The sequence below is a fragment of the Streptomyces sp. NBC_00988 genome (assembly GCF_045162645.1).
GTDB lineage: Bacteria > Actinomycetota > Actinomycetes > Streptomycetales > Streptomycetaceae > Streptomyces.
On record NZ_CP108730.1, the window covers coordinates 1,850,588 to 1,873,959 of the forward strand.

Consider the following 23,372-nt stretch of genomic DNA (forward strand, 5'->3'; position numbering starts at 1 on the left):
CTGGCAAGTCGCTGTACACGTACCGTGAGTCTTCGCCATCTTCGAACATGCGGGTCGGAGGCTCTGGGGTGGCGCTGGCTCGGGATACTCGTGCTGGTCTCGGGTAGGAGTCTGCGGGTCTTGATCATCCGTCATGTCATCGGTCGAAGCTGTCACATTAGGGTCATCGAACCCAGCCCAGCCAGCCGGGTTGTCAATATCGGACAGCCACTCGCGGCGGCGCGGCCGGCATCGGCCGTAGCCCGGTCTCCTGTTGTATGTAATGTGCGGACATGACAAGAAGCGAGCGGCTCGCGGACCAGTTGGACTGGTACTGGCGCACGAACCTGCGGCCGCGGCTGGACGGTCTTGCCGATGAGGAGTACTTCTGGGAGCCGGTGCGCGACTGCTGGAGCATCCGCCCACGTGGCACGTCGGCCGCAGCGATGCCGGAAGGTTCGGGGGAATGGACGATGGACTTCGCGTCCCCTGGCCCGGTGCCGGCGCCGGTGACCACGATTGCGTGGCGGCTGGCGCACATCATCGTCTCGTGCCTGGGCTATCGGGTCGGATGGTATTTCGGCGGCCAGGACGTCGACTCCGAGACATTCGCCTACGCGGGAACCGCTGACGAGGCGCTGAAACAGCTCGATGAGATGTACGGGCGATGGAACGCGGGGGTCCGCGAACTCTCGGACGCCGACCTGGAGAATCCGCCCGCGGTGGGTCCCGAGCGGTTTCCCATGGAGAACAGGGTCCTGCACGTCAACAGGGAGCTGATTCATCACGGCGCCGAGATTTCCCTGCTGCGCGACCTCTACCGCCGGCAGGACGGAACCGTACCGCCCCGCGTATGACTTTCCGATAGCCGGCGATCGAGCTTAGGAAACCCACGTGGACTCCGTGGCTGCGAGCTCCAGTGAAGCTGCGCCCTCTTGAAGTAACCGGTCAGGGTGGTGGCGGTGACGGCCAGCCGCGCGGTCGGCTCGTCGAAGACGATGAAACGCGCCCTGAAGGACAGTGCCCGGGCGATCTCCACGAACTGCCGCTGCTCGATGTCCAGTTCACCGACGGGTGTGCGCACGTCCACGCCGACCGACCAGGTCGCCAGCAGTTCATGAGCCTTGCCGCGGACCGTCCCCCAGGCAACCGGTGGCGGCAGCCGAGATGTCCGACGGACATGACGGACGCGGAGTGGGCGGCCGGCCGGAGGCTTACTGCGACCGGGCTGTACTCGCTGCGACCCGCGACCTCGTCGACAACGGCATCAAGGGGCAGGTTACTGAGGATCGAGAAAGGGCTGTGTCCTTTCGTTCGGTGGGGTGAGGTCGGTCCGACGGCCGTTGGCTGCGTGCCTGTCCGGGCATTCCGGGCGGGTGTCAGTGGGTTCTGTGATCGTGTGCCTCCTGGATGAGCTCGTGGAACCCGTTGATGCCCAGGATCGTGTGCTGGGGGTAGTCACTCGGCGGAACGCTGTTCGGGAGGGATGGCTGCACCGGGTTGGCGTGGTGGTGTGCCGCGATGGGCAAGGCCGCTTTCTCGTTCATCGACGTGCCGAACGGCTGTCCCGTTTCCCGGGGCACTACGAACTCGGTGTCGGGGGCGCTGGCGACAGTGTGCCTTCGGTTCAAGTTCCTCAACCGGGGTGGGCTCAGCCCTCGCCGGCTTGGTGTCTCGCCTGCCGTGCCGACCCGTCGCTCTCGCGGAAGCGCAACTCATGAGCTGGGTCAGAGGGACGAAGGCGCTGGTCGTTCCGAGCTCCTTGGGGCGGGGGCCGGCTGCGCGGGCAGGTCCGCGAGAAGGTGGGCCGCGACGCGGAGCCGACGGCTGCAGTGCTCGACTCGCCGTCGGCCGAGCCCGCGCCGGGCCGGTTCACCTCGGCTGCGCGCGTGAGCGGGCCAGGCGGCGGGCGTCGAGCACTCAGCTCACGCAGTTCCAACAGCCCGACCACCGACGGCATCCACGACTTCCCGGGCAGCGACAGCACGACAAGCCACTACACCCACAAGACCGTCGACCCCACGCCCGACCAGCGAAACGCAGTCCTCAACTCCGGAATGACAACAGCTTCTCCATCTCCTTGCCGGTGCGGTGTGCCGGACAGCCGTGTTCAGGCGCGCGGGCGGATCCGCAGTCCGTGCATGCCGCCGTCGACGGCGAGATCGGTGCCGGTGGTGGAGCCGGAGAGCGGGCTCGCCAGGTAGGCGATGGCCGCGGCGACCTCTTCGGCGCTGACCAGGCGGCCCATGGGCTGACGGGCGTTCAGGGCGGCGCGTTCGGCCTCGGGGTCGGCGGCGCTGTCCAGCAGGCGTCCGACCCAGGGGGTGTCGGCGGTACCGGGATTGACGCAGTTGACGCGGATTCCGGAGTGCACGAGGTCGGCGGCGGTCGCCCGGGTGAGGGAGAGGACGGCGCCCTTCGTGGCCGAGTAGAGGGCTCGGTCGGGCAGCCCCGCCGTGGCCGCGATGGAGCAGGTGTTGACGATGGCCGCGCTGTGCGAGCGCCGCAGGTGCGGCAGCGCGGCACGGGTCACCCGCACCATGCCGAAGACGTTGACCTCGAAGACGTGGCGCCACTCGTCGTCGGTGTTGTCGTCGATCGTGCCCTGGGCGCCGATCCCCGCGTTGTTGACGAGGATGTCGATGCCCCCGAGCCTGCGGGCGGCCTCCCCGACGGCCGTTCGTACGCCGGTGTCGTCCGACACGTCGGCCTGTATGCCGATGAGGGGTGCGGGCACGTCGTCCGGCTTGAGATCGAGGCAGGCCACGCGCGCCCCACGTGCGGCGAGCAACTGAGCGGTGGCCAGGCCGATGCCGGAGGCGCCACCGGTGACCAGCGCGGTCAGCCCGGCGAACTCGTTCGTGTTCATGTCCCGGCCTTCGCTTCCCACACCGGGCCCTCGGGGTAGCGGTGGGCCGCCACGGAGTCCGGGTGCAGTTCGGCGCTGATACCGGGGGCGGTCGGCGCGAGGTAGCGGCCTTCCCGGATTCGTACGGGATCGGTGAAGTGCTCGTGCAGATGGTCGACGTACTCGATCACGCGGTTCTCGGTGGTGCCGCTGACGGCGACGTAGTCGAACATCGCCAGGTGCTGCACCATCTCGCACAGGCCGACCCCGCCGGCGTGGGGGCAGACCGGGACGCCGAACTTGGCGGCCAGCAGCAGGATGGCGACGTTCTCGGTGACGCCCGCGGTGCGGCTCGCGTCCATCTGGAGGATGTCGAGCGAACCGGCCTGGAGCAACTGCTTGAACATCACCTGGTTGTGGGTGTGCTCACCGGTGGCCACCTTCACCGGCTCCAGCGCCTTGCGGATGGCGGCGTGGCCGAGGATGTCGTCGGGCGAGGTGGGTTCCTCGATCCAGTACGGGTCGTAGGGCACGAGCGCCCGCATCCAGTCGATGGCCTGCTGGACGCCCCACGCCTGGTTGGCGTCGACGGCGATCCTGATGTCCGGGCCGACCGCCTCGCGGGCCAGCCGCATCCGGCGTTCGTCGTCCGCGCGGTCGGCGCCGACCTTCAGCTTGATCTGGGAGAACCCGTCGGCGACCGCCTCCTTCGACAGCCGCACCAGCTTCTCGTCGTCGTAGCCGAGCCAGCCGGGTGTCGTCGTGTACGCCGGATAACCGTGCTCCAGCAGGTGCGCGGCACGTTCGGCGCGGCCCGGTTCGGCGCGGCGCAGGATGTCCAGGGCCTCGTCGCGGGTCAGCGCGTCCCGCAGATAACGGAAGTCGACCAGGTCGACCAACTGCTCCGGGGACAGTTCGGCCAGCAGTCGCCAGACCGGCTTCCCCGTACGGCGGCCGTACAGGTCCCACACGGCGTTCACGATCGCCGCGGCGGCCATGTGGATGGCCCCCTTCTCCGGGCCCAGCCAGCGCAGTTGGCTGTCGCCGGTCAGCCGCCGGGAGAAAGCGCCGAGGTCGTTCAGGACTTCTTCCACCGGCAGACCGACCACCAGCGGGGCCAGCGCACGTACGGCGGCGACCTCCACGTCGTTGCCGCGCCCCACGGTGAAGGCGAGCCCGTGGCCCTCGTCGCCGCCGCTCGTACGGATCGTCACATAGGCGGCCGAGTAGTCGGGTTCGGGGTTCATCGCGTCGGAGCCGTCGAGTTCCAGAGAGGTCGGGAACCGTACGTCGACCGCGTCGACGGCGCTGATCAGTTCACTCATGGTGCCCGGCCTTCGCGGCCGGGAGGCCGAGGTGTCGTCTCGGGGTCATGGCAACCACCCATCGTCATGTGTACATGGCATGTCTGTTCTGCAGCAGCAACTCCAGACATGGGATGGATTTTTAGTCACTGTTCGCCGCTGTGTCCATAGCCGGAACGAGAAGAGTCCGATACTTTCGCCTCTGACCTGCGAAGTAGACGAGACTTTCATGGTCGCGGTAGCGGATTCAGCCATCCCATGTCTTCCTACGTCATGGGATGTATTGCTACGGTGCCGCTGCGCACGCAATGACGAGGGGCAGCCACGCATGTCACTGACCGACAAGGCCATCGACCGCATCAGGGACCTCATCCAGTCGGGCGAGCTGCTCCCCGGGGCCAAACTTCCGCCCGAGCAACAGCTCGCCGCGGAGCTGGGTCTGTCCCGCAACCTGATGCGGGAAGCGGTGAAGGCACTGGTCGTCGCGCGGGTGCTGGAGATCCGGCGCGGGGACGGCACCTACGTGACCAGTCTGGAACCGGAGCTGCTGCTGAGCAGCATCGGGTCCGCGGTGGAGTTGCTGCGTGGCGACACGTTGCTGGAGCTCACCGAGGTGCGCCGACTGTTCGAGCCGGTCGCCACGGCGCTGGCCGCCACCCGGATCTCGGCCGCCGAGCTCGGCGAGGTGGAGCGGCACCTGGACGCGATGCGGGCGGCCCGCGACGACGTGGAGCGCCTCAACGAGCACGACGCCGCCTTCCACCGGGCCGTGGTCGCGGCCACCGGCAACGCCACGCTGGCCACCCTCCTGGAGGGCATCTCCGGCCGGACGCTGGGCGCCCGTGTCTGGCGGGGACTGGTCGACGACAACGCCGCCGGCCGCACCCTCGCCGAACACGAGGCGATCTACCAAGCGCTGGCCGACGGTGACGCCGTACTCGCCCAGGCGGCGGCGCTGATGCACGTCAGCACCACCGAGCGGTGGCTGCGCGAGCACCTGGAACGGGGTAGTCGGCTCCCTCGGGACGGCTCAGCCGTGTAGGTGCTTCCTCTCCGATTACCGATGCACCCTCTATCGCTTTTCATTCCTCATGTCTCGCTCCCGGGTGGTGAATTGCCGGTCACCGGGCGGACATGTTGACCTCACCGAGGAGGACCGATGAGATTTCTGCGCGTGGGCCCGGCGGGCTCCGAGCGGCCCGTGGTCCTTGACTCAGGCGGCGCCGCGAGAGACCTGAGTCCCCTGACCGTCGACATCGACGGCGCGTTCCTGGCCGAGGGGGGCGTGGAACGCGTCCGTGCCGCCCTGGCCGAGAGCGTGCTGCCGCGCACGGACATCGCCGGTCGGCGGGTCGGCGCCCCGGTCGCACGCCCCGGCAAGGTGGTGTGCATCGGGCTCAACTACGTCGATCACGCTGCGGAGACGGCGACACCGCCCCCTGCCGAACCGGTCGTCTTCATGAAGGCCGCCAACACGGTCGTCGGCCCCGACGACACCGTGCTCGTACCGCGCACCAGTGAGAAGACGGACTACGAGATCGAACTCGCCGTGGTCATCGGCCGCACCGCGCGCTACCTGGACTCGCCGGAGGCGGCCGACGATGTCATCGCGGGCTACGCGATCGCCGACGACGTCTCCGAGCGGGCCTTCCAGCACGAGCGGGGCGGGCAGTGGGACAAGGGCAAGTCCTGCGAGACGTTCAACCCGCTCGGCCCCTGGCTGGTCACCCCCGACGAGACCGGCGACCCGCAGGGGCTGGCCATGCGGCTGTGGGTCAACGGCGAACTGCGCCAGGACGGCCACACCAAGAACATGATCTTCGGGGTGCGCCACATCGTCTGGTACCTGAGCCAGTTCATGGTGCTGGACCCCGGAGACGTGATCAGCACCGGCACCCCGGCCGGCGTGGCCTTCGGCGCCAACGACTTCCCCTATCTACGCGCCGGTGACGTGGTCGAGGTGGAGATCGACCGGCTCGGCCGCCAGCGGCACGTCCTCGGACAGGCCTGATGACCTCCGCGAGCCCGCCCTGGTTCACCGAGCGCGTCCCGCTCGGCCACTCCGGAGCCACCGTCAGCCGTATCGGCCTGGGCACCGCACCGCTGGCCGGGCTGTTCTCGGCGGTCGGCGACGAGCAGGCCACCGCCACGCTCGACGCCGCCTGGGCGGCCGGTGTCCGCTACTTCGACACCGCCCCGCACTACGGCGCCGGGCTCGCGGAACGGCGGCTGGGATCCTTCCTCGCCGACACCCGCCGCCCGCGCGCCGAGTTCACCGTGTCCACGAAGGTGGGACGGCTGCTCGTGCCGGGCTACGCCGCCCCCAGGGACGAGGCATTCCACGGCGAACGCGGGCTGGTCCGGGTGCGCGACTACAGCGCCGAGGGCGTCTACCGTTCGCTCGCCGAGAGCCTTGAGCGGTCCGGTCTCGAAGCCTTCGACACAGTCCTGATCCACGACCCGGACGACCACTGGGAGGACGCGGTCACGGGGGCGTACCCGGCACTGGCCCGGCTCCGCGACCAGGGAGCGGTCCGGGCGATCGGCGCGGGCATGAACCAGACGGCGATGCTCACCCGCTTCGTCACCGAGACCGACCTCGACTGCGTACTCGTCGCCGGCCGCTACTCCCTGCTGGACCGCAGCGCGGCCGACGTGCTGCTGCCGCTGTGCGCCGAGCGCGAGGTGGGCGTCCTGGTCGGCGGCGTCTTCAACAGCGGCATCCTCGCCGCCCCTTCCCCGGGCGCCACCTACGACTACGCCCCGGCCCCCGACGAAGTGCTGCGCCGCGCCCGGTCCCTGGCCGAGCGGTGCGCGGCCCACGGGGTGCCGCTGGCCGCCGCCGCACTGCAGTTCCCGCTGCGCCACCCGGCGGTCACCGGTGTGGTCCTCGGCGCGCGCAGTCCCCTGGAGGTCACGGAGAACATCGCGCACGCCACGGCGGAGATCCCCGCGGAGCTGTGGGCGGAACTCGACGCCCTGGCGGGGGCCCGGCCATGACACGGATCGACGCACACCGCCACGTCTGGCGGCCCCTGCCCGCGACGCCTGCGGCAGAGACGGCTCCGAGAGCGCCCAGGACGGCTTCCGGTCCGAGCCGTCGCGCGCACGACTGGCTGGACGCCCCCGACATGGCGGCCGTACGCCGGGACTTCACCCTCGACGACCTCGCACCGGAGGCCACGGCGGCGGGCATCGACCGGACGATCCTGGTCCAGGTCCTCCCCGATGCCGACGAGACGGCGGAGTTCCTGTCCCTGGCGGGGGCGGCGGACCTGGTCGCCGGTGTCGTCGGCTGGGCGGACCTCACCTCGGACCGCCTGACGGACACACTGGCCGCCCTGCGGACGGGCACCGGAGGTGAACTCCTGGTAGGCGTCAGGCACTTGGTGCAGGGGGAGGCGGACCCGGGCTGGCTGAACCGGGGGGACGTCCGGCGTGGCCTGGGCAGGGTGGCGGACGCGGGTCTCGCCTACGACCTGCTCACCCTCCCGCACCAACTCCCCGCCGCCATCACCACCGTACGAGCCCTGCCCGAGCTGGTCTTCGTCCTCGACCACCTGTCCAAGCCGCCCATCGCCTCCGGCGAACTGCACCCGTGGGCCGCGCTGATCCGTGAACTGGCCGCCGAACCCGACGTGTTCTGCAAGCTGTCCGGCATGGTCACCGAGGCGGACCGCACCGGCTGGACCGTCGCGGATCTGCGACCGTACGCCGACGAGGTACTGGACGCCTTCGGCCCGTCCCGTGTGATGTTCGGCTCCGACTGGCCGGTGTGCCTGCCGGCCGCCTCCTACGAGGAGGTCGTCCGCGCGGCCGAGGAAGTGACCGACCGGCTGACCGCCGCCGAACAAGCCGAGGTCTTCGGCGGCACGGCGGTCCGCGCCTACCGACTGCGGAAGGAAAACCTGTGAAGATACGTCTGGCCTACGGGCAGTCGGGGCTCGACATCGAGGTGGATCCGCGGACGGCGACCGTCGTCGAACCCGTTCACCACGAGGCCGCCGCGGACCAAATGGCCGTACTGCGCGAGGCGTTGCGCGCCCCCGTCGCCGGGCCCCCGCTGCGCGAACGGGTGCGACCGGGGCAGACGGTGGCGATCTCGGCCTGCGACGGCACCCGCCCCCAGCCGCGCCATCTGATGATCCCCGCCGTCCTCGCCGAACTCGAAGGGATCGTCCGTCTGGAGGACGTGGTGATCCTCGTCGCCACCGGCACCCACCGGGGCAACGACGAGGCGGAACTGCGCGCGATGTTCGGCGACGAGGTCGTGGACGCCGTACGCATCGTCAACCACGACGCCCGCGACCGCGGACAGCTGACCTGGATGGGGACATACGGCAACGGCGTCCCGGTCTGGCTGAACCGTGCGTGGGCCGAGGCGGACGTCCGCATCACCACAGGCTTCGTCGAACCGCACTTCTTCGCCGGCTTCTCGGGCGGTCCGAAACTCGTGGCCCCCGGCCTGGCCGCGCTGGAGACGGTCCTCGTCCTGCACGACGCGGCCCGCATCGGCGACCCGCGCGCCACCTGGGGCAACATCCACGGCAACCCCGTCCATGACGACGTACGGGCCATCGCCGAGGCGACCGGAGTCACCTTCTCGCTGGACGTGGTGCTGAACCGGGACAAGGACATCGTGGCCGCCTTCGGAGGCGATCTGGCGCCGATGCACGCCGCGGCCACGGCCACGGCGAAACGCATAGCGATGCGGCCGGTCGAGGCGCCGTTCGACGTTGTCGTCACCACCAACTCCGGCTTCCCGCTGGACCAGAACCTCTACCAGGCCGTCAAGGGCATGTCTGCCGCCTACCAGGTGGTCAAAGCCGGCGGCATGATCGTCTGCGCGGCCGAGTGCCGCGACGGCTTCCCCGACCACGGCTCCTACCGGGAGGTGCTGGCCTCCGCTCCGTCCCCGCAGGCGCTGTTCGACGACATCAGCGCCCGCACCGAAACCGTGCCCGACCAGTGGCAGGTGCAGATCCAGGCACGTATCCAGTCCGGCAGCCGGGTCGTCATGCACACCGGCTTCCTGAGCGACGCCGAACTGGCCACCGCCCACCTGCGACAGACCCGCGACATCTCGGCCACCGTCGCCGAGGCGCTGGCCGCAGCGGGTCCCGGCGCCCGTCTCTGCGTCCTGCCCGAAGGACCGCAGACCATCCCGTACGTCGACAGGAGCGGGGCATGAGGGGAGTACTGGACCTGGGCTACGCCCGACTGGATCTCGCCCGCGAGGCCCGGCAGGGACTCCCCGAGGTCGTCTACGGGCCCGGAAAGACGGTCGCGCAGATCAGCGGCATCGTCACCGGGCTGCTGGAACACAACACCGGTCCTGTCCTCGTCACCCGGATCGAGGCGGAGACCGCCGAGGCCGTCATGGCACGGCTGGGTCCGGACGGGCACGACGACCAGACGCGAGGCCCAGGGCCGCATGACGGTCAGTCACACGGCCCGGGAACGTACGACGCCGAGGCCCGGCTGCTGTACTGGCGGCCGGCTCCGGCCGAGGACTTCCGCGTGACGGTGGTGGCCGCCGGCACCTCGGACCGGCCCGTCGCCGCCGAAGCCGCCGCCGTGGCCGCCACCGTCGGCCTGGACACCACCGCCATCCACGACGTGGGGGTGGCCGGCCTCGACCGGATCCTCCAGGTGCGTGACCGGCTCCAGGCCGCCGACGCGTTGATCGTCGTGGCCGGGATGGAGGGCGCCCTCGCCAGTGTCGTGGGCGGTCTGGTGCGCGCACCGGTCGTCGCCGTGCCGGTCTCCACCGGGTACGGCGCGTCCCTGGAGGGCATCACCGCACTGCTCGCCATGCACGCCTCCTGTGCCGCCGGGGTGACCGTGGTCAACATCGACTCCGGCTTCTCGGCCGCGATGGCGGTTCACCGCATCGCCCAGAGCTGTGTGAACACACCGGGAGGCCGCCGGTGATCGTCTGGATCAACCCGTTCACCGGGCTGGCCGGAGACATGCTCCTGGCCGCCCTCATCGACGCCGGAGCACCGCTGGACGCGATCCGGGCCTCGATCGCCGCCACGGGTCTCACCGGTTGGGAACTGACCGCCGAGCGCGTCACCGACCACGGGCTGACCGCCACCCGGGTCCATGTGGACGTCACCGACCCGTGCACCGAGCGGCAGGCCGCCGAAGTCATCCACCTCGCCTCGCGGGCCACCCCCGAACCTGTCGCCGCCCTCGCGGTCGCCACCGTGACCGCCGTCGCCGAGGTGGAGGGCCGCCTGCACGGCGCCGACCCCGCCACCGTCCACCTCCACGAACTCGGCGGCCACGACACCCTGGTCGACATCGTCGGCGTCGCGGCCGCCCTGGATGCCCTGGGCGTCACCGACGTCTTCAGCGCACCGCTCCCGCTGGGCAGGGGGCGGGTGACCTCGGCGCACGGAGTACTGCCCTGCCCGGCACCCGCCACGCTGGCGCTGCTCACCGGAGCGGCCGTCATGGGCAGCGATCTGCCCGGCGAAACAGTGACGCCCACCGGCGCCGCACTGCTGCGCGCGCTCGGAGCACGGTACGAACCGCCACCACCCATGACCCTGGGCCGCACCGGGTACGGGGCGGGCACCCGCCGCCTCCCGGACCGGGCCAACGTCACGTCGGTGACCCTGGGAGTCCCCGCCCCGGCAGCTGCGCGTCAGGACCCTCCGGCGGAGGACGTCGTCGTTCTGGAGACCAACCTCGACGACGTCACGGGCGAAATCCTCGGACACACCATCACCCGGGCGATGGAATCCGGTGCTCTCGACGCCTGGGTGACGCCCGCCATGATGAAGAAGAACCGCCCCGCGCACGTGCTGCACGTCCTGACCACCCGCCAGGACGAGCGCCGGCTGCGCGACCTCGTACTGTCGGAGACCGGCAGCCTCGGCATCCGCCGCGTCGACGCCACCCGCACCGCGCTGCCGCGGGACTTCGAGACCGTGCACGTGGACGGCCACCCGGTTCGGATCAAGCACGGTCCGCACGGCGCCAAACCCGAACACGACGACCTCGCCTCCGTCGCCGCGGCCCTGGACATGCCCCTCCGGACCGTCGCGGCATGCGCACTCGCGGAGAGCGGCCGGGCCGCAGCCCATCGGCATACCGACCATCTCGCAGGAGGACAACCATGACCGTCACAGACGAGGGAGCGGCCGCGCTCGCACAGGCCGACGCCCTCGCCGACCGGCTTCTGGACCGCATGCGCGCCATCGGCACCGTCGCCGTGGCCTATTCGGGCGGCGCGGACTCCGCTCTCGTGCTCGCCGCCGCCGTGCGTGCCGTCGGCCCGGAGCGGGTTCTCGCCGTCACCGCCGTGTCGGAAAGCCTGGCCGCCGGTGAACTGCCGCACGCCCGCCGCCTGGCCACGGACCTCGGCGTCACTCATCTCACCCCGCGCACCAGCGAACTGACCCGTCCCGGCTATCGCGCCAACGGCCCCGACCGCTGCTACTTCTGCAAGTCCGAGGTCCTGGACACCATCGCCATGCTCGCCCACGACCACGGATACGACCTGGTGGCCACCGGAACGAACGCGGACGACGCCCGGGACCCCCACCGCCCGGGCATCAGGGCCGGCCGGGAACGCGGCATCCACACCCCGCTCCTCGACACCGGCCTGACCAAGGCGGACGTGCGCCTGCTGAGCAGGCACTGGTCACTGCCGACCTGGAACAAACCCGCGACACCCTGTCTGGCCAGCCGGATCCGCTACGGCATCGAGGTCACCCCGCACCGCCTGGCCCGCGTCGACCGGGCCGAGACCGCGGTGCGCGCGCTCCTGGCCGACGCCGGACTGACAGTGACCGACCTCCGGGTCCGCGACCTGGGTGACACCGCCCGCCTGGAAGTGGACGCCTCGCTCGTCGGCCGGATCTCCGCGCTCCCCGGGCTCGCCGGGGCGCTGGCGGACGCGGGCTTCGCCGAACTGCCCCACCGGGTGGAGCCCTTCCGATCGGGACGGCTCAACTCCGAGAGCTCAGTCCGCGGCGCGGCGCCCGGCCCAGCAGCGGATCGGCCAGTCACGCGATGACGAACGGCACCCCTGGCGAGGTCCCTTCCCCTTGCCTCGACTGTTCCTCTGCTGTGTGTCAAGAGTCCGTGACGCCGGGAGGCGACAGCCCCAGTGAACAGCGCGATTCGAGAAACGGGGAACCTGCCCGCAGCCCTCACCAGCTTCGCGGGCAGGCGGTTCGAGGTCGCCGAGGCCCACCGAACCCGAAGCCCGGATACGTCGCCGACTGGGCCGACCTGACGACCTGACAGCAGGAGACGGCTATCGACCAAGTCGGTAGAACAAGATGGAAGGTCCGGATCGGGATCCACTGTTGGGGCGTGGACTCGGAGTGAGGCATGCAGGCATCCCGGACCTGACCAACCAGTCTGTGTTGTCGCGGTTGTCAGCGGATGCCAAGACCGACGTCGCCACGACCCACCGCATGATCAGCCCATAGCCGAGCTTCGCCCACTCCACGCTCAGCCAATCGGACGCGGAGCGCCGACCGGCTCACCAACGGCACTCTCGGACCGCTCCCCGGGATGCGGTGCCCTCAGCCAGATCCATCCGTCACATCGTGAGATCCACCAGCACCTCCGATACCACCCCGGCGCATCCGAACAAGAGCAGTCAACTGCCGTGGCCGTACCGCGCCGACCCGCAACTCCTTCCGTAGGGTCTCAGCAGAAATGGGCCGCTGCCGCAGATCCCGATGCCGGGCATCAAGCATCAACGCCCGCGCCGACAAAGGGTCATCGCTCTGCGGACGGTCACCGCCCCCCGGAGCATCACCCTCGGACAAATCGACCACACGGCACCCCTCTCACGTCGCGCCCCCGAACCCGACGGCTTCAGCAGACCAACTGTCGCCAAGAGCAACAGCCCGTCGACCGGCAGCGGCCACAACGAGGAACTGACCGTGTCCGCTCCGCCCTGACGGGCGAACTCCCGCTGGTGTACGTAGGAGGCATAGGCGGCCACCCCCGCAACGGACCGGAGGTCGACGGCGCCGGTCGGCGGCGCCGGGTGCCCGCGCGCCGCGGTCATCGGCGGCCGGCGAACGGTCCCCTCACCGGCGTCTGATATATCGCTGGTATGCGCACTGAATTCAACCCGGCCCAGATGGAACCGGTCGCGGTCTACCGCCTGCTCACCTCGACGGTCGTTCCGCGCCCGATCGCCTGGGTCTCGACGGTCTCGGCCGACGGCGTCGACAATCTCGCCCCGCACTCCTTCTTCACCGTCTCGTCGGTCGCGCCGCCCATCGTGCAGTTCACCTCGGTCGGCCGTAAGGACTCGCTGCGCAATGTCGAGGCGACCGGGCAGTTCGTGGTCAACCTCGCCCCGGAGTCCCTCATCGACGAGGTGAACAAGACCGCCACGGACTTCCCGGAAGGGGTCAGCGAGTTCGACGCCGTGGGAGTCGAACGCGAGGCCAGCACGCGGGTGAAGGCACCGCGCGTCGCCCACTCCCCCGTGGCCCTGGAGTGCGAACTGCACAGCACGCTACGGCTGGGCAATTCCACCGTGGTCTTCGGCCGGGTGGTCCACCTCGCCATCGACGAGACCGTCCTGCACGACGGCCATCCCGAGGTCACCCGGCTGCGCCCCCTGGCCCGCCTGGGCAAGGACGAGTGGGGCACCCTCGGCGGGGTTCTCGACCTGCGCCGCATCCGCTACGCCGACTGGCCCGAGTCGGACCGAGACCGCCTCCCCCACTGACCCCACAGGTAAAAGACCTGGTCAGAGCCCCAATTCCCGGCACATCAACCCCGTACCCGGCGGCATATAGTCGCTCCATGCAAGAAACTGGGCGAATGGAGCCGGCGCCGCCCCGCAGGAACCTGCGTGAGGAGCAGAAGCTCCTCACGCATCGCCGACTGCTCGACGGGGCCGTCACGGTGTTCACCGAGAAGCCGTTCCTCGATGCACGGATGGAGGACATCGCCCAGGCGGCGGGGGTGACCCGGGCCACGGTGTACGCCCATTTCCCCGGCAAGGCCGAGATCGTCGACGCGCTGGTGGAGCGTGTCTACGGCGTGATGGGCGAGGCGTACGCCGACCTGGCCGCGCTCCCGCGCTGGACCCGGGCCGACATCCGCACCTGGCTGGACGAGGCCGCGGCCCGCTGGCGCGAGATGGCTCCCGTCCGCCGCGTCGCCAACGCGGCGGCCCCGGCCGCGCTCCGCAGCCTCGGCGAGGGCCGGGTGCAGTACGTCGAGGCGCACGAGCGGTATGTCGCGATGCTGGTCGCTCCCCCGGAGCGCTGGCGCGGCGTCGACCCCGCGGAGGCTCGCCAGCGCGCGCTCATGGCCGTACTGCAGACCGAGTCGTTCTTCGCCGCGTGGATCGCCGTGGAGTGGCCACTGGAGACCGCCGACCCCCTGCATCTGCTGGCCGACTCCCTGTGCCATCTCCTCGCACCCGCGTTGGAGAACAACGGCGACCTCGTCTGATCGCGGGCCGCGGGCGTCGGCCAACGGGACGTACGGCAAGGGTAGTTGTCCATCGGAACCCTGCGACCGATGGACAACTACCCCTCAGACAGCTGTCGGCGGACTCCCTGTGCCACCCCCTCGCACCCCGCAGTGGAGAACGGGCGGCCTCACCCGATCGCGGGCCGCAGGCGTCAGCCAACAGGACGTAGAGCAAGGGCAGTTGCCCATCGGAGTCCTGCATCCGATGGGCAACGACCCTTCAGGCACCGGCCGTTGCTCAGCCGCCCCCACCAACACCCGCTGCCCCGGCGGCAGGATGCGCCGCCGCGACAGCCTCCCCCTCGCCGTGCGGTGCGCGGGCGTGGATGCCGATGGTGAGGAAGGCGACGGCCGCGGCCGCCAGCATGCCGATGCCGCCGATCAGGGCGCAGGTGTGCAGCGCGTCTGTGAAGCTCGCTCCGTAGGCGGCGAGGGCCCGGCCCGTCGCCTCGCCGGTGTTGAGGTGGAGGAAGGCGCCTGCCTGGATGCCGGCGCCGTTGACCATGCCGATGACCTGGCCCTGGTCGGCCGGGTCGAGGCCGGACGCGGCGGCGTGTGCGGGCAGGGTGCCGAGGGTGCGGTGGGTGAGGACGACGCCGAAGATGGCGGGGCCCAGGGCGCTGCCGATCTGGCGGAGGGCGCTGTTGGCGGCACCGGCGGTGCTGCCCAGGCGGCGCGGCAGGCTGTTCATGGCGATGGTGGTGATCGGGGCCATCGCCAGCGCGATGCCGATCCCCAACACCGCGATGACCAGGGCCGCTTCGCCGGTGCCGGTGGTGGCGTCGAAGAGGCTGACCAGGAGCGCCCCGATGCCGCCGACGAGCAGGCCAGTCACCAGCACGAGGCCTGGCGAGAACCGGTGCATCAGCCGGCCGACCACCGGACCGAGGAGGACGGTGAAACCGTTGAGCGCGATCAGGCGCACCCCGATGTCCCACGTCGAGGCGTGGTGGACGAGCCCGAAGTACTCGCTGAGCGAGAAGACCAGACCGACCTGCGCGAACAGGGTGAGCGCCATGACGAACGCGGCCCCGGAGAACGCCGGGGACGTGAAGAGCCGCATGTCCAACATCGGGCAGCGCGACCGCAGTTCGACCAGGACGAAGGCCGGCAGGGCGAGCGCCGCCACGACGAACGCGGTGACGACCTCGGCCGAACCCCAGCCCGGGGCGCCGCCGCCCTCGATGACGCCGTAGACGATGGCGGTGATGGCGACGACGGCGAGGAGTTGGCCGGGGATGTCGAGGTGGCGTTCGCGGTCCGAGCGGGAGTCGGTCAGGGCGAAGGCGCCGATCAGGACCGTGACGGCGCCGACGACCAGGGTGGGCAGGAAGATCCAGCGCCAGCTCGCGTGCTCCACGATCAGGCCGTTGAAGAGCGGGCCGAGGGTCAGGCCGAGGCCGAGGGCGGCCGTCCACAGGGCTATCGCGGCGCCCCGTTTGCGGTGGTCGGGGCAGACGTGGCTGATCAGGCCGAGGGTCGCGGGCAGCAGGGCGGCGGTGCCGACGCCGGTGAGCGCCTGGCCGACGCAGACCTCGACGACGCTGTGGCCGGTCAGGGCGACGAGACAACCGAGACAGGACAGCGTCAGGCCGATCAGGTACATCTTCTTGCGGCCGTAGAGGTCACCGATGACACCGCAGGTCAGGAGCAGTGCGGCGGTCGGCAGGATGAAAGCGTCGGTGATCCACTGGAGCCCGGTGGTGGACGCGTCGAGCGCCTGCTGGATCACCGGCAGGGCGACCGACACCCCGACGACCGGCAGGTAGGAGACGAAGACTCCCACGCAGGCCAGGACGATGGTGGCGGTGACGTTCCGGGACGGGGCGTCCGGCTGGGGGGCCGGCGGTGAGACTTCGGACACCTGGGTCGGCATGACACCTCGCGCTTGATCGGCTCGAATCTCCATTGACGTAAGCCATTTCTTTTCGGGAAATCGCTTCGGACCGTATACGGGGACCCGGTCCAGGAGATGCCGTTGGACCTGCAAGCTAAGGTGAACAGCCGCGACGACAGGACGTCTCGTCGAGCGGGAACGCGCAGGTGGCGGGCGGTTCAGCCCGCGGCGACGTTGGCGGTGATCAGCCGGAGGAGCTGCTTGGCCAGGGCGTCCTGAGCGGGCGTCAGGCCCATGGCGTCACCGATGGCGAGGGGCACGGCGGCCGCCTGGTCCCGCATCCGCTCCCCGGTGTCGGTGAGCCGGATGGCGACCGAGCGTTCGTCGTCGCGCCGGCGTTCGCGGCGCAGCAGACCGTTCCCCTCCAGCCGCTTCAGGAGCGGGGAGAGCGTGCTGGATTCCAGTTGGAGCGCTGTGCCCAAGTCCCGTACGGAGATGGAGTCCTGCTCCCAGAGGACGAGCATGACGAGGTACTGCGGGTAGGTCAGGCCGAGTTCTTCCAGCAGCGGCCGGTAGCGGGCAGTCACCGCGCGCGACGCCGCGTACAGCGCGAAGCACAACTGGTCGTCGAGGAGCAGCGATCCCTCGGCCGGTTCCGTGGCGGCTGGGCTCATGGTGCGACTCCTCGCTCCGGCGTCTACGACGTCTGCGGCGCCCTTCAGGGCAATCACCACCTTATCGTTCGAGTCCACCCGATTCTATCGAGCACGCTTTAGTTGTGCACGACTTAATCGCACGCTACTCTCATCCTCGTGCCGCACCACCGGCCGAGACCCGGCCGGAACCCGCCGCGGCACCCGATCCGAGGAGATCGCCATGACCGACAGCACCGCGCCCCGCCCCGTCCTCGAACCCGCCGCCCAGGCCTTCGCCGAGGCGACCGCGAACCCGCCGTACCTCTTCGACCTCGCCCCGGCGGAGGGCCGTAAGGCAGTCGACGAGGTGCAGTCCGGGGAGATCGCGAAGCCCGCCGTCGACGAGGAGTGGATCACCGTGTCCGGCGGCCCGACCGGGCAGGTCAGGGCCCGCGTCGTGCGCCCGGCCGGCGTCACCGGCACGCTCCCCGTGATCCTCTACATCCACGGCGCCGGCTGGGTGTTCGGCAACGCCCACACCCACGACCGCCTGGTGCACGAACTCGCCGTGGGCGCGAACGCCGCCGTGGTCTTCCCGGAGTACGACCTCTCCCCCGAGGCCCGCTACCCGGTCGCGATCGAGCAGAACTACGCCGTCGCCCAGTGGGTCGTCCAGGAGGGCGCCACCAAGGCCCTCGACCCGACGCGCATCGCGGTGGCCGGCGACTCCGTGGGCGGCAACATGACCGCCGCGCTCACCCTGATGGCCAAGGAGCGGGGGGATGTTCCCCTGGTGCAGCAGGTGCTGTTCTACCCGGTCACCGACGCGAACTTCGACACCGGTTCCTACGGCCAGTTCGCCACCGGCTACTTCCTGCGCCGCGACGGCATGCAGTGGTTCTGGGACCAGTACACGACCGACGAGGCCGAGCGCGCCCAGATCACGGCCTCCCCGCTGCGGGCGACCACCGAGCAGCTCACCGGCCTGCCCCCGGCCCTCGTCATCACCGGCGAGGCCGACGTCCTCCGCGACGAGGGCGAGGCGTACGCCAACAAGCTCCGCGAGGCCGGAGTCCCCGTCACCGCCGTCCGTTTCCAGGGGATCATCCACGACTTCGTGATGCTGAACGCCCTGCGCGAGACGCACGCCGCCGAGGCCGCGATCACGATGGCCGTCACCGTCCTGCGCAAGGCGCTCGCCTCCGCCTGACGGAAGAGCCGCCCTCCCCCGGTGACGCGCGCACCACCCCTGCGATACGGCACACTCGGCCGCATGGACACCGATGCGTTCGTGCGGACCCTGGACCGGGAGGGCGGCCTGCTGGCCTCGGCCGCCGAGGAGGCGGGCGTCGACGCCGAGGTGCCGCCCTGTCCGGGGTGGCAGGTGCGGGATCTGCTGCGGCACACGGGGATGGTGCATCGCTGGGCGACCGCGTTCGTCGCAGAGGCGCACACCGAGTACCACCCCGACGGTGGCCTCCCGGACCTGGACGGCGCCGAGCTGGTGGCCTGGTTCCGGGCGGGGCACCGCTCCCTCGTGGACACCCTCTCCGCCGCCCCGCCCGACGTGGCGTGCTGGCAGTTCTTCGCGGCGCCGTCGCCGCTCGCTTTCTGGGCGCGGCGGCAGGCGCACGAGACGACCGTGCACCGGATGGACGCCGAGGCGGCGCGCGGCGGGATGGCCGGCGAGATCGCCCCGGACTTCGCGGCCGACGGCATCGACGAGCTGCTGCGCGGCTTCCACGGCCGCCGCAAGAGCCGGGTCCGCAGCGAGGAACCCCGAGTGCTGCGGGTGCGGGCGACGGACGCGGACGGCGCCGTGTGGACCGTACGACTGTCCCAGGAACCGCCCGCCGCCGAGCGGGACGGCACCGGGGGCGCCGACTGCGAACTGGCCGGTCCCGCTGGGCAGTTGTACCGGGCGCTGTGGAACCGGGGGCCGTTCCCGAGCGTGACCGGTGACACGTCGGTCGCCGCGCTGTGGCGGGAGAAGTCCGCCGTCACCTGGAGCTGACGATCCGTCAGCTGGTCAGCATCTTCGTCAACACCGCGCGCTGCAACGGGAGTACCTCGCCGTGCAGTGTCCGCCCCTTGTCCGTGAGGGTCACGCGGACGCCCCGCCGGTCCTCCGCGCACATACCCCGCTCGACCAGACCGTCCTTCTCCAGCCGGGCGATCAGGCGGGACAGAGCACTCTGACTCAGATGGACACGCTCGGAGATCTCCTGGACGCGGAACGCGCAGGACTCCGCGGACAGTACGTCCAGAACCTCGAAGTCGCTGCCGCACAGGCCGTGTTGATGCAGAGCGCGGTCGAGTTCGCACTGGGTGCGGGCATGCAGCGCCAGCATCTCCCGCCACTGGTCCACGAGCGCCTGCTCGGCCTTCTTCGCCGCCATGACAGCGCACCGTAGCAGAGAAACGGGTTTGTTGCATTGGAATTAAATGCGCTTGCATTCGATGCACGCGCATGTAGTGTCTGCGGCATGACCTCTCCGCTCTCCCCTCCCGCGGCCCCGTCCTCGGCGGTCCGCTGGACCCCACGGCTGTGGGGCACCCTGCTGGTGCTCTGCGCCGCGATGTTCCTGGACGCGCTCGACGTGTCGATGGTCGGCGTCGCCCTGCCCTCCATCGGCTCCGAACTCGACCTCTCCACCTCGACGCTCCAATGGATCGTCAGCGGCTACATCCTGGGATACGGCGGCCTGCTCCTCCTCGGCGGCCGGACCGCCGACCTGCTCGGCCGGCGTCAGGTCTTCCTGGTCGCCCTGGGTGTCTTCGCGGTGGCCTCGCTGCTCGGCGGGCTCGTCGACTCGGGCCCGCTGCTGATCGCCAGCCGCTTCATCAAGGGCCTCAGCGCGGCCTTCACCGCACCGGCCGGCCTGTCGATCATCACGACGACCTTCGCCGAGGGCCCACTGCGCAACCGCGCCCTGTCCATCTACACCACCTGCGCGGCCACCGGTTTCTCGATGGGCCTGGTCCTCTCCGGCCTGCTCACGGAGGCCAGTTGGCGCCTCACCATGCTGCTCCCCGCGCCGATCGCCCTGCTCGCCCTCCTCGCCGGCCTGAAGCTGCTGCCCCGCAGCGAACGCGAGAAGGACCACAACGGCTACGACATCCCGGGCGCGGTTCTCGGCACCGCGTCGATGCTGCTGCTGGTGTTCACCGTCGTGCAGGCGCCGGAAGTCGGCTGGGCCTCGGCCCGAACTCTCCTTTCGTTCCTGGCGGTTGCCGTCATGCTGACCGTCTTCGTGTACGTCGAACGGCGCTCCGCGGGACCGCTGATCCGGCTCGGGGTGCTGCGCTCCGGCAACCAGATCCGCGCGCAGCTCGGCGCGATGGCCCTCTTCGGGTCGTACGTCGGCTTCCAGTTCCTGGTCACGTTGTACATGCAACAGCTGCTCGGCTGGTCGGCGTTGCACACGGCGCTCGCCTTCCTGCCGGCCGGTGCGCTGGTGGCGGCGTCCTCGACGAAGATGGGCGCGATCGTCGACCGGTTCGGCACCCAGCGGCTGATCGTGGTGGGCTTCGCGCTGATGGTCGTCGGGTACGCCCTGTTCCTGCGGGTCAGCGTCGACCCGGTGTACGCGTCGGTCATCCTGCCGTCGATGCTGCTGATCGGCGCGGCCTTCGCGCTGGTCTTCCCCTCGCTCAACATCCAGGCCACCAACGGGGTCGACGACCACGAACAGGGCATGGTCTCCGGGCTGTTGAACACCTCGGTGCAGGTCGGCGGCGCGATCTTCCTGGCCGTCGTCACGGCCGTGGTCACCGCCCACGCCCCGGCGCACGCCACCCCGCAGGCCGTGCTGGACAGTTACCGGCCCGGGCTCGTCGTGGTGACGTTCATCGCGCTCGCCGGGTTGCTGATCACGCTGCCGGGGCTGCGCACCCGCCGTGCCCAACAGTCCATCGTCGTAGCCAAGTCCACTGTGACGGAGGCGGAAGCGGAGCGCGTGGCGCTGCGTGACTAGGGGGACGCCTCCCTGAGTGTGCGCCCGGCGGAGCCGATTGCTGCGCCGGGCGCACACGTGTGAGACTTTCGGGATGACGACGACCGGGGGACGGCGCACGCAGGCCGAGCGGGACGCGATGACCGTGGAGATCGGGTACGCCCTGGTCAGCGCGGTGTTCGTGGCGGCGGTGCTGTTCGGAGCGGTCGCCGGGCCGGCGCTGCTGTTCGAACTGCCGGGTGTCGTCGAGACGTTGCTGGTGCGTGGGGCGCTCGTGCTCGTCCCCGTTGTGTTCTTCCTCCGAGTGGCGACCGTGCTGTACCGGTATCGGCAGGGTGCCGGTCAGCCCAGCCAGCCGGGGCGCACCAACCCCGACTCGTAGGCCAGCACGACCAGTTGGGCCCTGTCCCGGGCGCCGAGCTTCACCATCGTGCGGCTGACGTGGGTCTTCGCGGTCAGCGGGCTGACGACGAGGCGGCGGGCGATCTCGTCATTGGACAGTCCGATGCCGACCAGGGCCATCACCTCCCGTTCCCGCTCGGTGAGTTGGGTGAGGGCGTCGGCGGTCGCGGGTTCCTTGGAGCGGGCCGCGAACTCGGCGATCAAGCGGCGGGTCACGCCCGGCGACAGCAACGCGTCCCCCTCGACCACCGCCCTTACGGCGCGCAGGAGTTCGTCCGGTTCGGTGTCCTTGACCAGGAAGCCGGAGGCGCCGGAGCGGATCGCCTCGAAGACGTACTCGTCGAGTTCGAAGGTCGTCAGCATGACCACCTTCACGTCCTTGAGGTCGCCGTCCCCGGTGATCCGGCGGGTCGCGGCCAGGCCGTCGAGCAGCGGCATGCGGATGTCCATCAGGACGACGTCGGGGCGCAGTTCGCCCACCGTGCGCACGGCCTCCTCGCCGTCGGACGCCTCACCGGCCACCTCGATGTCCGGCTGCGCGTCCAGCAGCGCCTTGAAGCCGGCCCGGACCAGGGCCTGGTCGTCGGCGAGCAGTACGCGGATCACCGGTCGTCCTCCTTCGGCGTGACCTTCAGCGGCAGTACGGCGAGCACCCGGAAGCCGCCGTCCGGGCGCGCGCCCGCCTCGATCGTGCCACCGAGCGCGGCGGCCCGCTCCCGCATTCCGGCCAGCCCGTTCCCGCTGCCCCCGGCGTCCGCACCGGTCGCGGGCCCGTCGTCGTCGATGCGCAGCCGTAGCTCCCGGGGGTCGTGTTCTACGTGCACGCGCGCGTGCCGCGAACCGGAATGGCGTACGACATTGGTGAGCGCCTCCTGGACGATGCGGAAGGCGGCGAGGTCGGTGTTGGGCGGGAGGCGGGGCGGTGTTCCGTCGACCGCGACGGTGAGGCCGGCGCTCGCCGCCTGCTGCACAAGTTCGGGCAGCCGGTCGAGGCCGGGGGCCGGGGCGCGCGGGGCGTCACCCGGGGCGCGCAGGGTGTCGAGAACCTGGCGGACCTCGCCGAGTGCTTCCTTGCTGGCGGCCTTGATGGTGGTGAGGGCCGTGCGGGCCTGCTCGGGGTCGGAGTCGAGGAGGGCGAGGCCGACGCCCGCCTGGACGTTGATGACGGAGATGCTGTGCGCGAGGACGTCGTGCAGTTCGCGGGCCATCCGCAGCCGTTCCTCGTCGGCGCGGCGCCGGGCCGCCTGGGCGCGCTCGGCCCGCTCCCGGGTCCACTGGTCGCGGCGGGTGCGGGCCAGTTCGGAGATCGCGGCGATGGCCACCATCCAGGTGGCGACGGCCAGTTCACGGCCCCACGGCATTCCGTGGTCATGCTGCGGGGGCAGCCACCGGTAGAGCCAGTGCGCGATCAGGAGATGCGCCGCCCACAGCACACCGAGCGCGCTCCAGGCGGCCCAGCGGCGACCGGCGACGACCGCGCTGAAGCAGCCGAGTGCGACGGGCACGAAGACGGGGCCGTACGGATATCCGGCGCCGAAGTAGAGCACGGTCGCGAACACGGTGCCGAAGGCCACCCACACGGGGTACCGGTGGCGCCACAGGAGCAGCCCCGATCCGACGACGAGCAGCACGCGCGCGTAGAAGTCGAGGTGAACGCGGTCGGGCTGGCTGTGCGAGGCGAAGTTGCTGCCGCCCAGCACGAACACGGTGACCAGCAACGTGGAGCGCCACGGCCACCGCGTCGGCGCCACCGCCGCGCCCCACGGCGGTCCGTGACGCCACCACTGCGGCGGTCCCCCACCGCGCACCCGCTGCTCGTCCATGCACGTCACGCTAGACGCCGCGCGGCACCAACGGCGTCGGCCGGACGAGGTGATCACGCATACTCCCCAGGGAGTACGGCGGCCCCTGAAAGGGGCGCGGGGCTGCATCAGGGCA

At 70.7% G+C, this 23,372-nt stretch carries 23 protein-coding genes and 1 pseudogene; 15 read left to right on the forward strand and 9 right to left on the reverse strand.

What is annotated here, in order from left to right; genetic code table 11:
- The first annotated feature begins 272 nt into the window (after positions 1–272).
- Complete coding sequence (locus OG496_RS08550) at positions 273–836, forward strand: DinB family protein (protein ID WP_405970274.1); 564 nt, start codon at positions 273–275, stop codon at positions 834–836.
- 113 nt (positions 837–949) lie between these two features.
- Here the strand turns inward: OG496_RS08550 and OG496_RS08555 are convergent.
- The 3 genes and pseudogenes from OG496_RS08555 to OG496_RS08565 form a co-directional block, all read right to left on the reverse strand.
- Positions 950–1,123 (reverse strand): annotated as a pseudogene (locus OG496_RS08555) (sugar ABC transporter ATP-binding protein); the annotation flags it as partial.
- Between the two features lie 966 nt (positions 1,124–2,089).
- On the reverse strand, positions 2,090–2,848 hold the full coding sequence (locus OG496_RS08560; RefSeq protein WP_405970275.1) for an SDR family NAD(P)-dependent oxidoreductase: 759 nt from the start codon (positions 2,846–2,848) through the stop codon (positions 2,090–2,092).
- The gene (locus tag OG496_RS08565) at positions 2,845–4,152 is read right to left on the reverse strand and encodes an L-fuconate dehydratase (RefSeq protein ID WP_405970276.1); all 1,308 of its coding nucleotides are present in this window, start codon (positions 4,150–4,152) and stop codon (positions 2,845–2,847) included. Before OG496_RS08565 ends, OG496_RS08560 begins: the two co-directional genes overlap by 4 nt.
- 307 nt (positions 4,153–4,459) lie before the next feature.
- Here OG496_RS08565 and OG496_RS08570 point away from each other — a divergent pair, with 307 nt between their 5' ends.
- From OG496_RS08570 to larE, 8 genes are all read left to right on the forward strand, one after another.
- Entirely contained in the window at positions 4,460–5,173 is a 714-nt protein-coding gene (locus OG496_RS08570) for a FadR/GntR family transcriptional regulator (protein ID WP_399392603.1), read from the forward strand.
- A 117-nt stretch (positions 5,174–5,290) separates the two neighbouring features.
- Positions 5,291–6,142 carry a fumarylacetoacetate hydrolase family protein gene (locus tag OG496_RS08575; protein WP_405970277.1) on the forward strand — a complete coding sequence of 284 codons (852 nt, stop codon included), beginning with the start codon at positions 5,291–5,293 and terminating at the stop codon, positions 6,140–6,142.
- A complete protein-coding gene (locus OG496_RS08580) occupies positions 6,142–7,131 on the forward strand; it encodes an aldo/keto reductase (protein ID WP_405970278.1) in 990 nt (329 codons plus the stop codon). The genes OG496_RS08575 and OG496_RS08580 overlap by 1 nt, the downstream gene beginning before the upstream one ends.
- Entirely contained in the window at positions 7,128–8,045 is a 918-nt protein-coding gene (locus OG496_RS08585) for an amidohydrolase family protein (RefSeq protein ID WP_405970279.1), read from the forward strand. The genes OG496_RS08580 and OG496_RS08585 overlap by 4 nt, the downstream gene beginning before the upstream one ends.
- Positions 8,042–9,322, forward strand: coding sequence for a nickel-dependent lactate racemase (gene larA, locus OG496_RS08590; protein ID WP_405970280.1), 1,281 nt, complete (start codon positions 8,042–8,044; stop codon positions 9,320–9,322). The genes OG496_RS08585 and larA overlap by 4 nt, the downstream gene beginning before the upstream one ends.
- Positions 9,319–10,065 carry a nickel pincer cofactor biosynthesis protein LarB gene (gene larB, locus OG496_RS08595; protein WP_405970281.1) on the forward strand — a complete coding sequence of 249 codons (747 nt, stop codon included), beginning with the start codon at positions 9,319–9,321 and terminating at the stop codon, positions 10,063–10,065. Before larA ends, larB begins: the two co-directional genes overlap by 4 nt.
- Positions 10,062–11,264 (forward strand): nickel pincer cofactor biosynthesis protein LarC, encoded by a 1,203-nt coding sequence (gene larC / locus OG496_RS08600; RefSeq protein WP_405970282.1) that lies wholly within the window; start codon positions 10,062–10,064, stop codon positions 11,262–11,264. The genes larB and larC overlap by 4 nt, the downstream gene beginning before the upstream one ends.
- A complete protein-coding gene (gene larE / locus OG496_RS08605; RefSeq protein ID WP_405970283.1) occupies positions 11,261–12,163 on the forward strand; it encodes an ATP-dependent sacrificial sulfur transferase LarE in 903 nt (300 codons plus the stop codon). The genes larC and larE overlap by 4 nt, the downstream gene beginning before the upstream one ends.
- A 693-nt stretch (positions 12,164–12,856) precedes the next feature.
- On the opposite strand, the gene OG496_RS08610 is transcribed toward larE, so the two are convergent.
- Complete coding sequence (locus OG496_RS08610; RefSeq protein ID WP_405970284.1) at positions 12,857–13,174, reverse strand: DUF2637 domain-containing protein; 318 nt, start codon at positions 13,172–13,174, stop codon at positions 12,857–12,859.
- A 48-nt stretch (positions 13,175–13,222) separates the two neighbouring features.
- Here OG496_RS08610 and OG496_RS08615 point away from each other — a divergent pair, with 48 nt between their 5' ends.
- Together OG496_RS08615 and OG496_RS08620 are read left to right on the forward strand one after the other, a co-directional pair.
- Positions 13,223–13,849, forward strand: coding sequence for a flavin reductase family protein (locus OG496_RS08615; protein WP_405970285.1), 627 nt, complete (start codon positions 13,223–13,225; stop codon positions 13,847–13,849).
- A gap of 95 nt (positions 13,850–13,944) precedes the next feature.
- Complete coding sequence (locus OG496_RS08620; RefSeq protein ID WP_405970286.1) at positions 13,945–14,583, forward strand: TetR/AcrR family transcriptional regulator; 639 nt, start codon at positions 13,945–13,947, stop codon at positions 14,581–14,583.
- A gap of 259 nt (positions 14,584–14,842) precedes the next feature.
- Here the strand turns inward: OG496_RS08620 and OG496_RS08625 are convergent, their stop codons facing one another.
- Both OG496_RS08625 and OG496_RS08630 read right to left on the reverse strand, forming a co-directional pair.
- Positions 14,843–16,480 carry an MFS transporter gene (locus tag OG496_RS08625; protein WP_405970287.1) on the reverse strand — a complete coding sequence of 546 codons (1,638 nt, stop codon included), beginning with the start codon at positions 16,478–16,480 and terminating at the stop codon, positions 14,843–14,845.
- 179 nt (positions 16,481–16,659) lie between these two features.
- Positions 16,660–17,115, reverse strand: a complete 456-nt coding sequence (locus OG496_RS08630) for a MarR family winged helix-turn-helix transcriptional regulator (RefSeq protein ID WP_405970288.1) — start codon at positions 17,113–17,115, stop codon at positions 16,660–16,662.
- 202 nt (positions 17,116–17,317) lie between these two features.
- On the opposite strand from OG496_RS08630, the gene OG496_RS08635 reads away from it, so the two are divergent.
- A complete protein-coding gene (locus OG496_RS08635) occupies positions 17,318–18,286 on the forward strand; it encodes an alpha/beta hydrolase (protein WP_405970289.1) in 969 nt (322 codons plus the stop codon).
- Between the two features lie 63 nt (positions 18,287–18,349).
- The gene (locus OG496_RS08640) at positions 18,350–19,090 is read left to right on the forward strand and encodes a maleylpyruvate isomerase family mycothiol-dependent enzyme (protein WP_405970290.1); all 741 of its coding nucleotides are present in this window, start codon (positions 18,350–18,352) and stop codon (positions 19,088–19,090) included.
- A gap of 7 nt (positions 19,091–19,097) precedes the next feature.
- Here the strand turns inward: OG496_RS08640 and OG496_RS08645 are convergent, their stop codons facing one another.
- Positions 19,098–19,475 carry a MarR family transcriptional regulator gene (locus tag OG496_RS08645; protein ID WP_366495287.1) on the reverse strand — a complete coding sequence of 126 codons (378 nt, stop codon included), beginning with the start codon at positions 19,473–19,475 and terminating at the stop codon, positions 19,098–19,100.
- 87 nt (positions 19,476–19,562) lie between these two features.
- Between OG496_RS08645 and OG496_RS08650 the strand changes: the two genes are divergently transcribed.
- Both OG496_RS08650 and OG496_RS08655 read left to right on the forward strand, forming a co-directional pair.
- Positions 19,563–21,053 (forward strand): MFS transporter, encoded by a 1,491-nt coding sequence (locus OG496_RS08650; RefSeq protein ID WP_405970291.1) that lies wholly within the window; start codon positions 19,563–19,565, stop codon positions 21,051–21,053.
- 73 nt (positions 21,054–21,126) lie between these two features.
- Entirely contained in the window at positions 21,127–21,414 is a 288-nt protein-coding gene (locus OG496_RS08655) for a DUF6332 family protein (protein ID WP_405970292.1), read from the forward strand.
- Here OG496_RS08655 and OG496_RS08660 read toward each other — a convergent pair.
- Positions 21,375–22,040 (reverse strand): response regulator, encoded by a 666-nt coding sequence (locus tag OG496_RS08660; protein ID WP_405837399.1) that lies wholly within the window; start codon positions 22,038–22,040, stop codon positions 21,375–21,377. The two genes, OG496_RS08655 and OG496_RS08660, sit on opposite strands and share 40 nt — an antisense overlap.
- Positions 22,037–23,257, reverse strand: coding sequence for a sensor histidine kinase (locus OG496_RS08665; protein ID WP_405970293.1), 1,221 nt, complete (start codon positions 23,255–23,257; stop codon positions 22,037–22,039). The genes OG496_RS08660 and OG496_RS08665 overlap by 4 nt, the downstream gene beginning before the upstream one ends.
- Positions 23,258–23,372 lie beyond the last annotated feature (115 nt).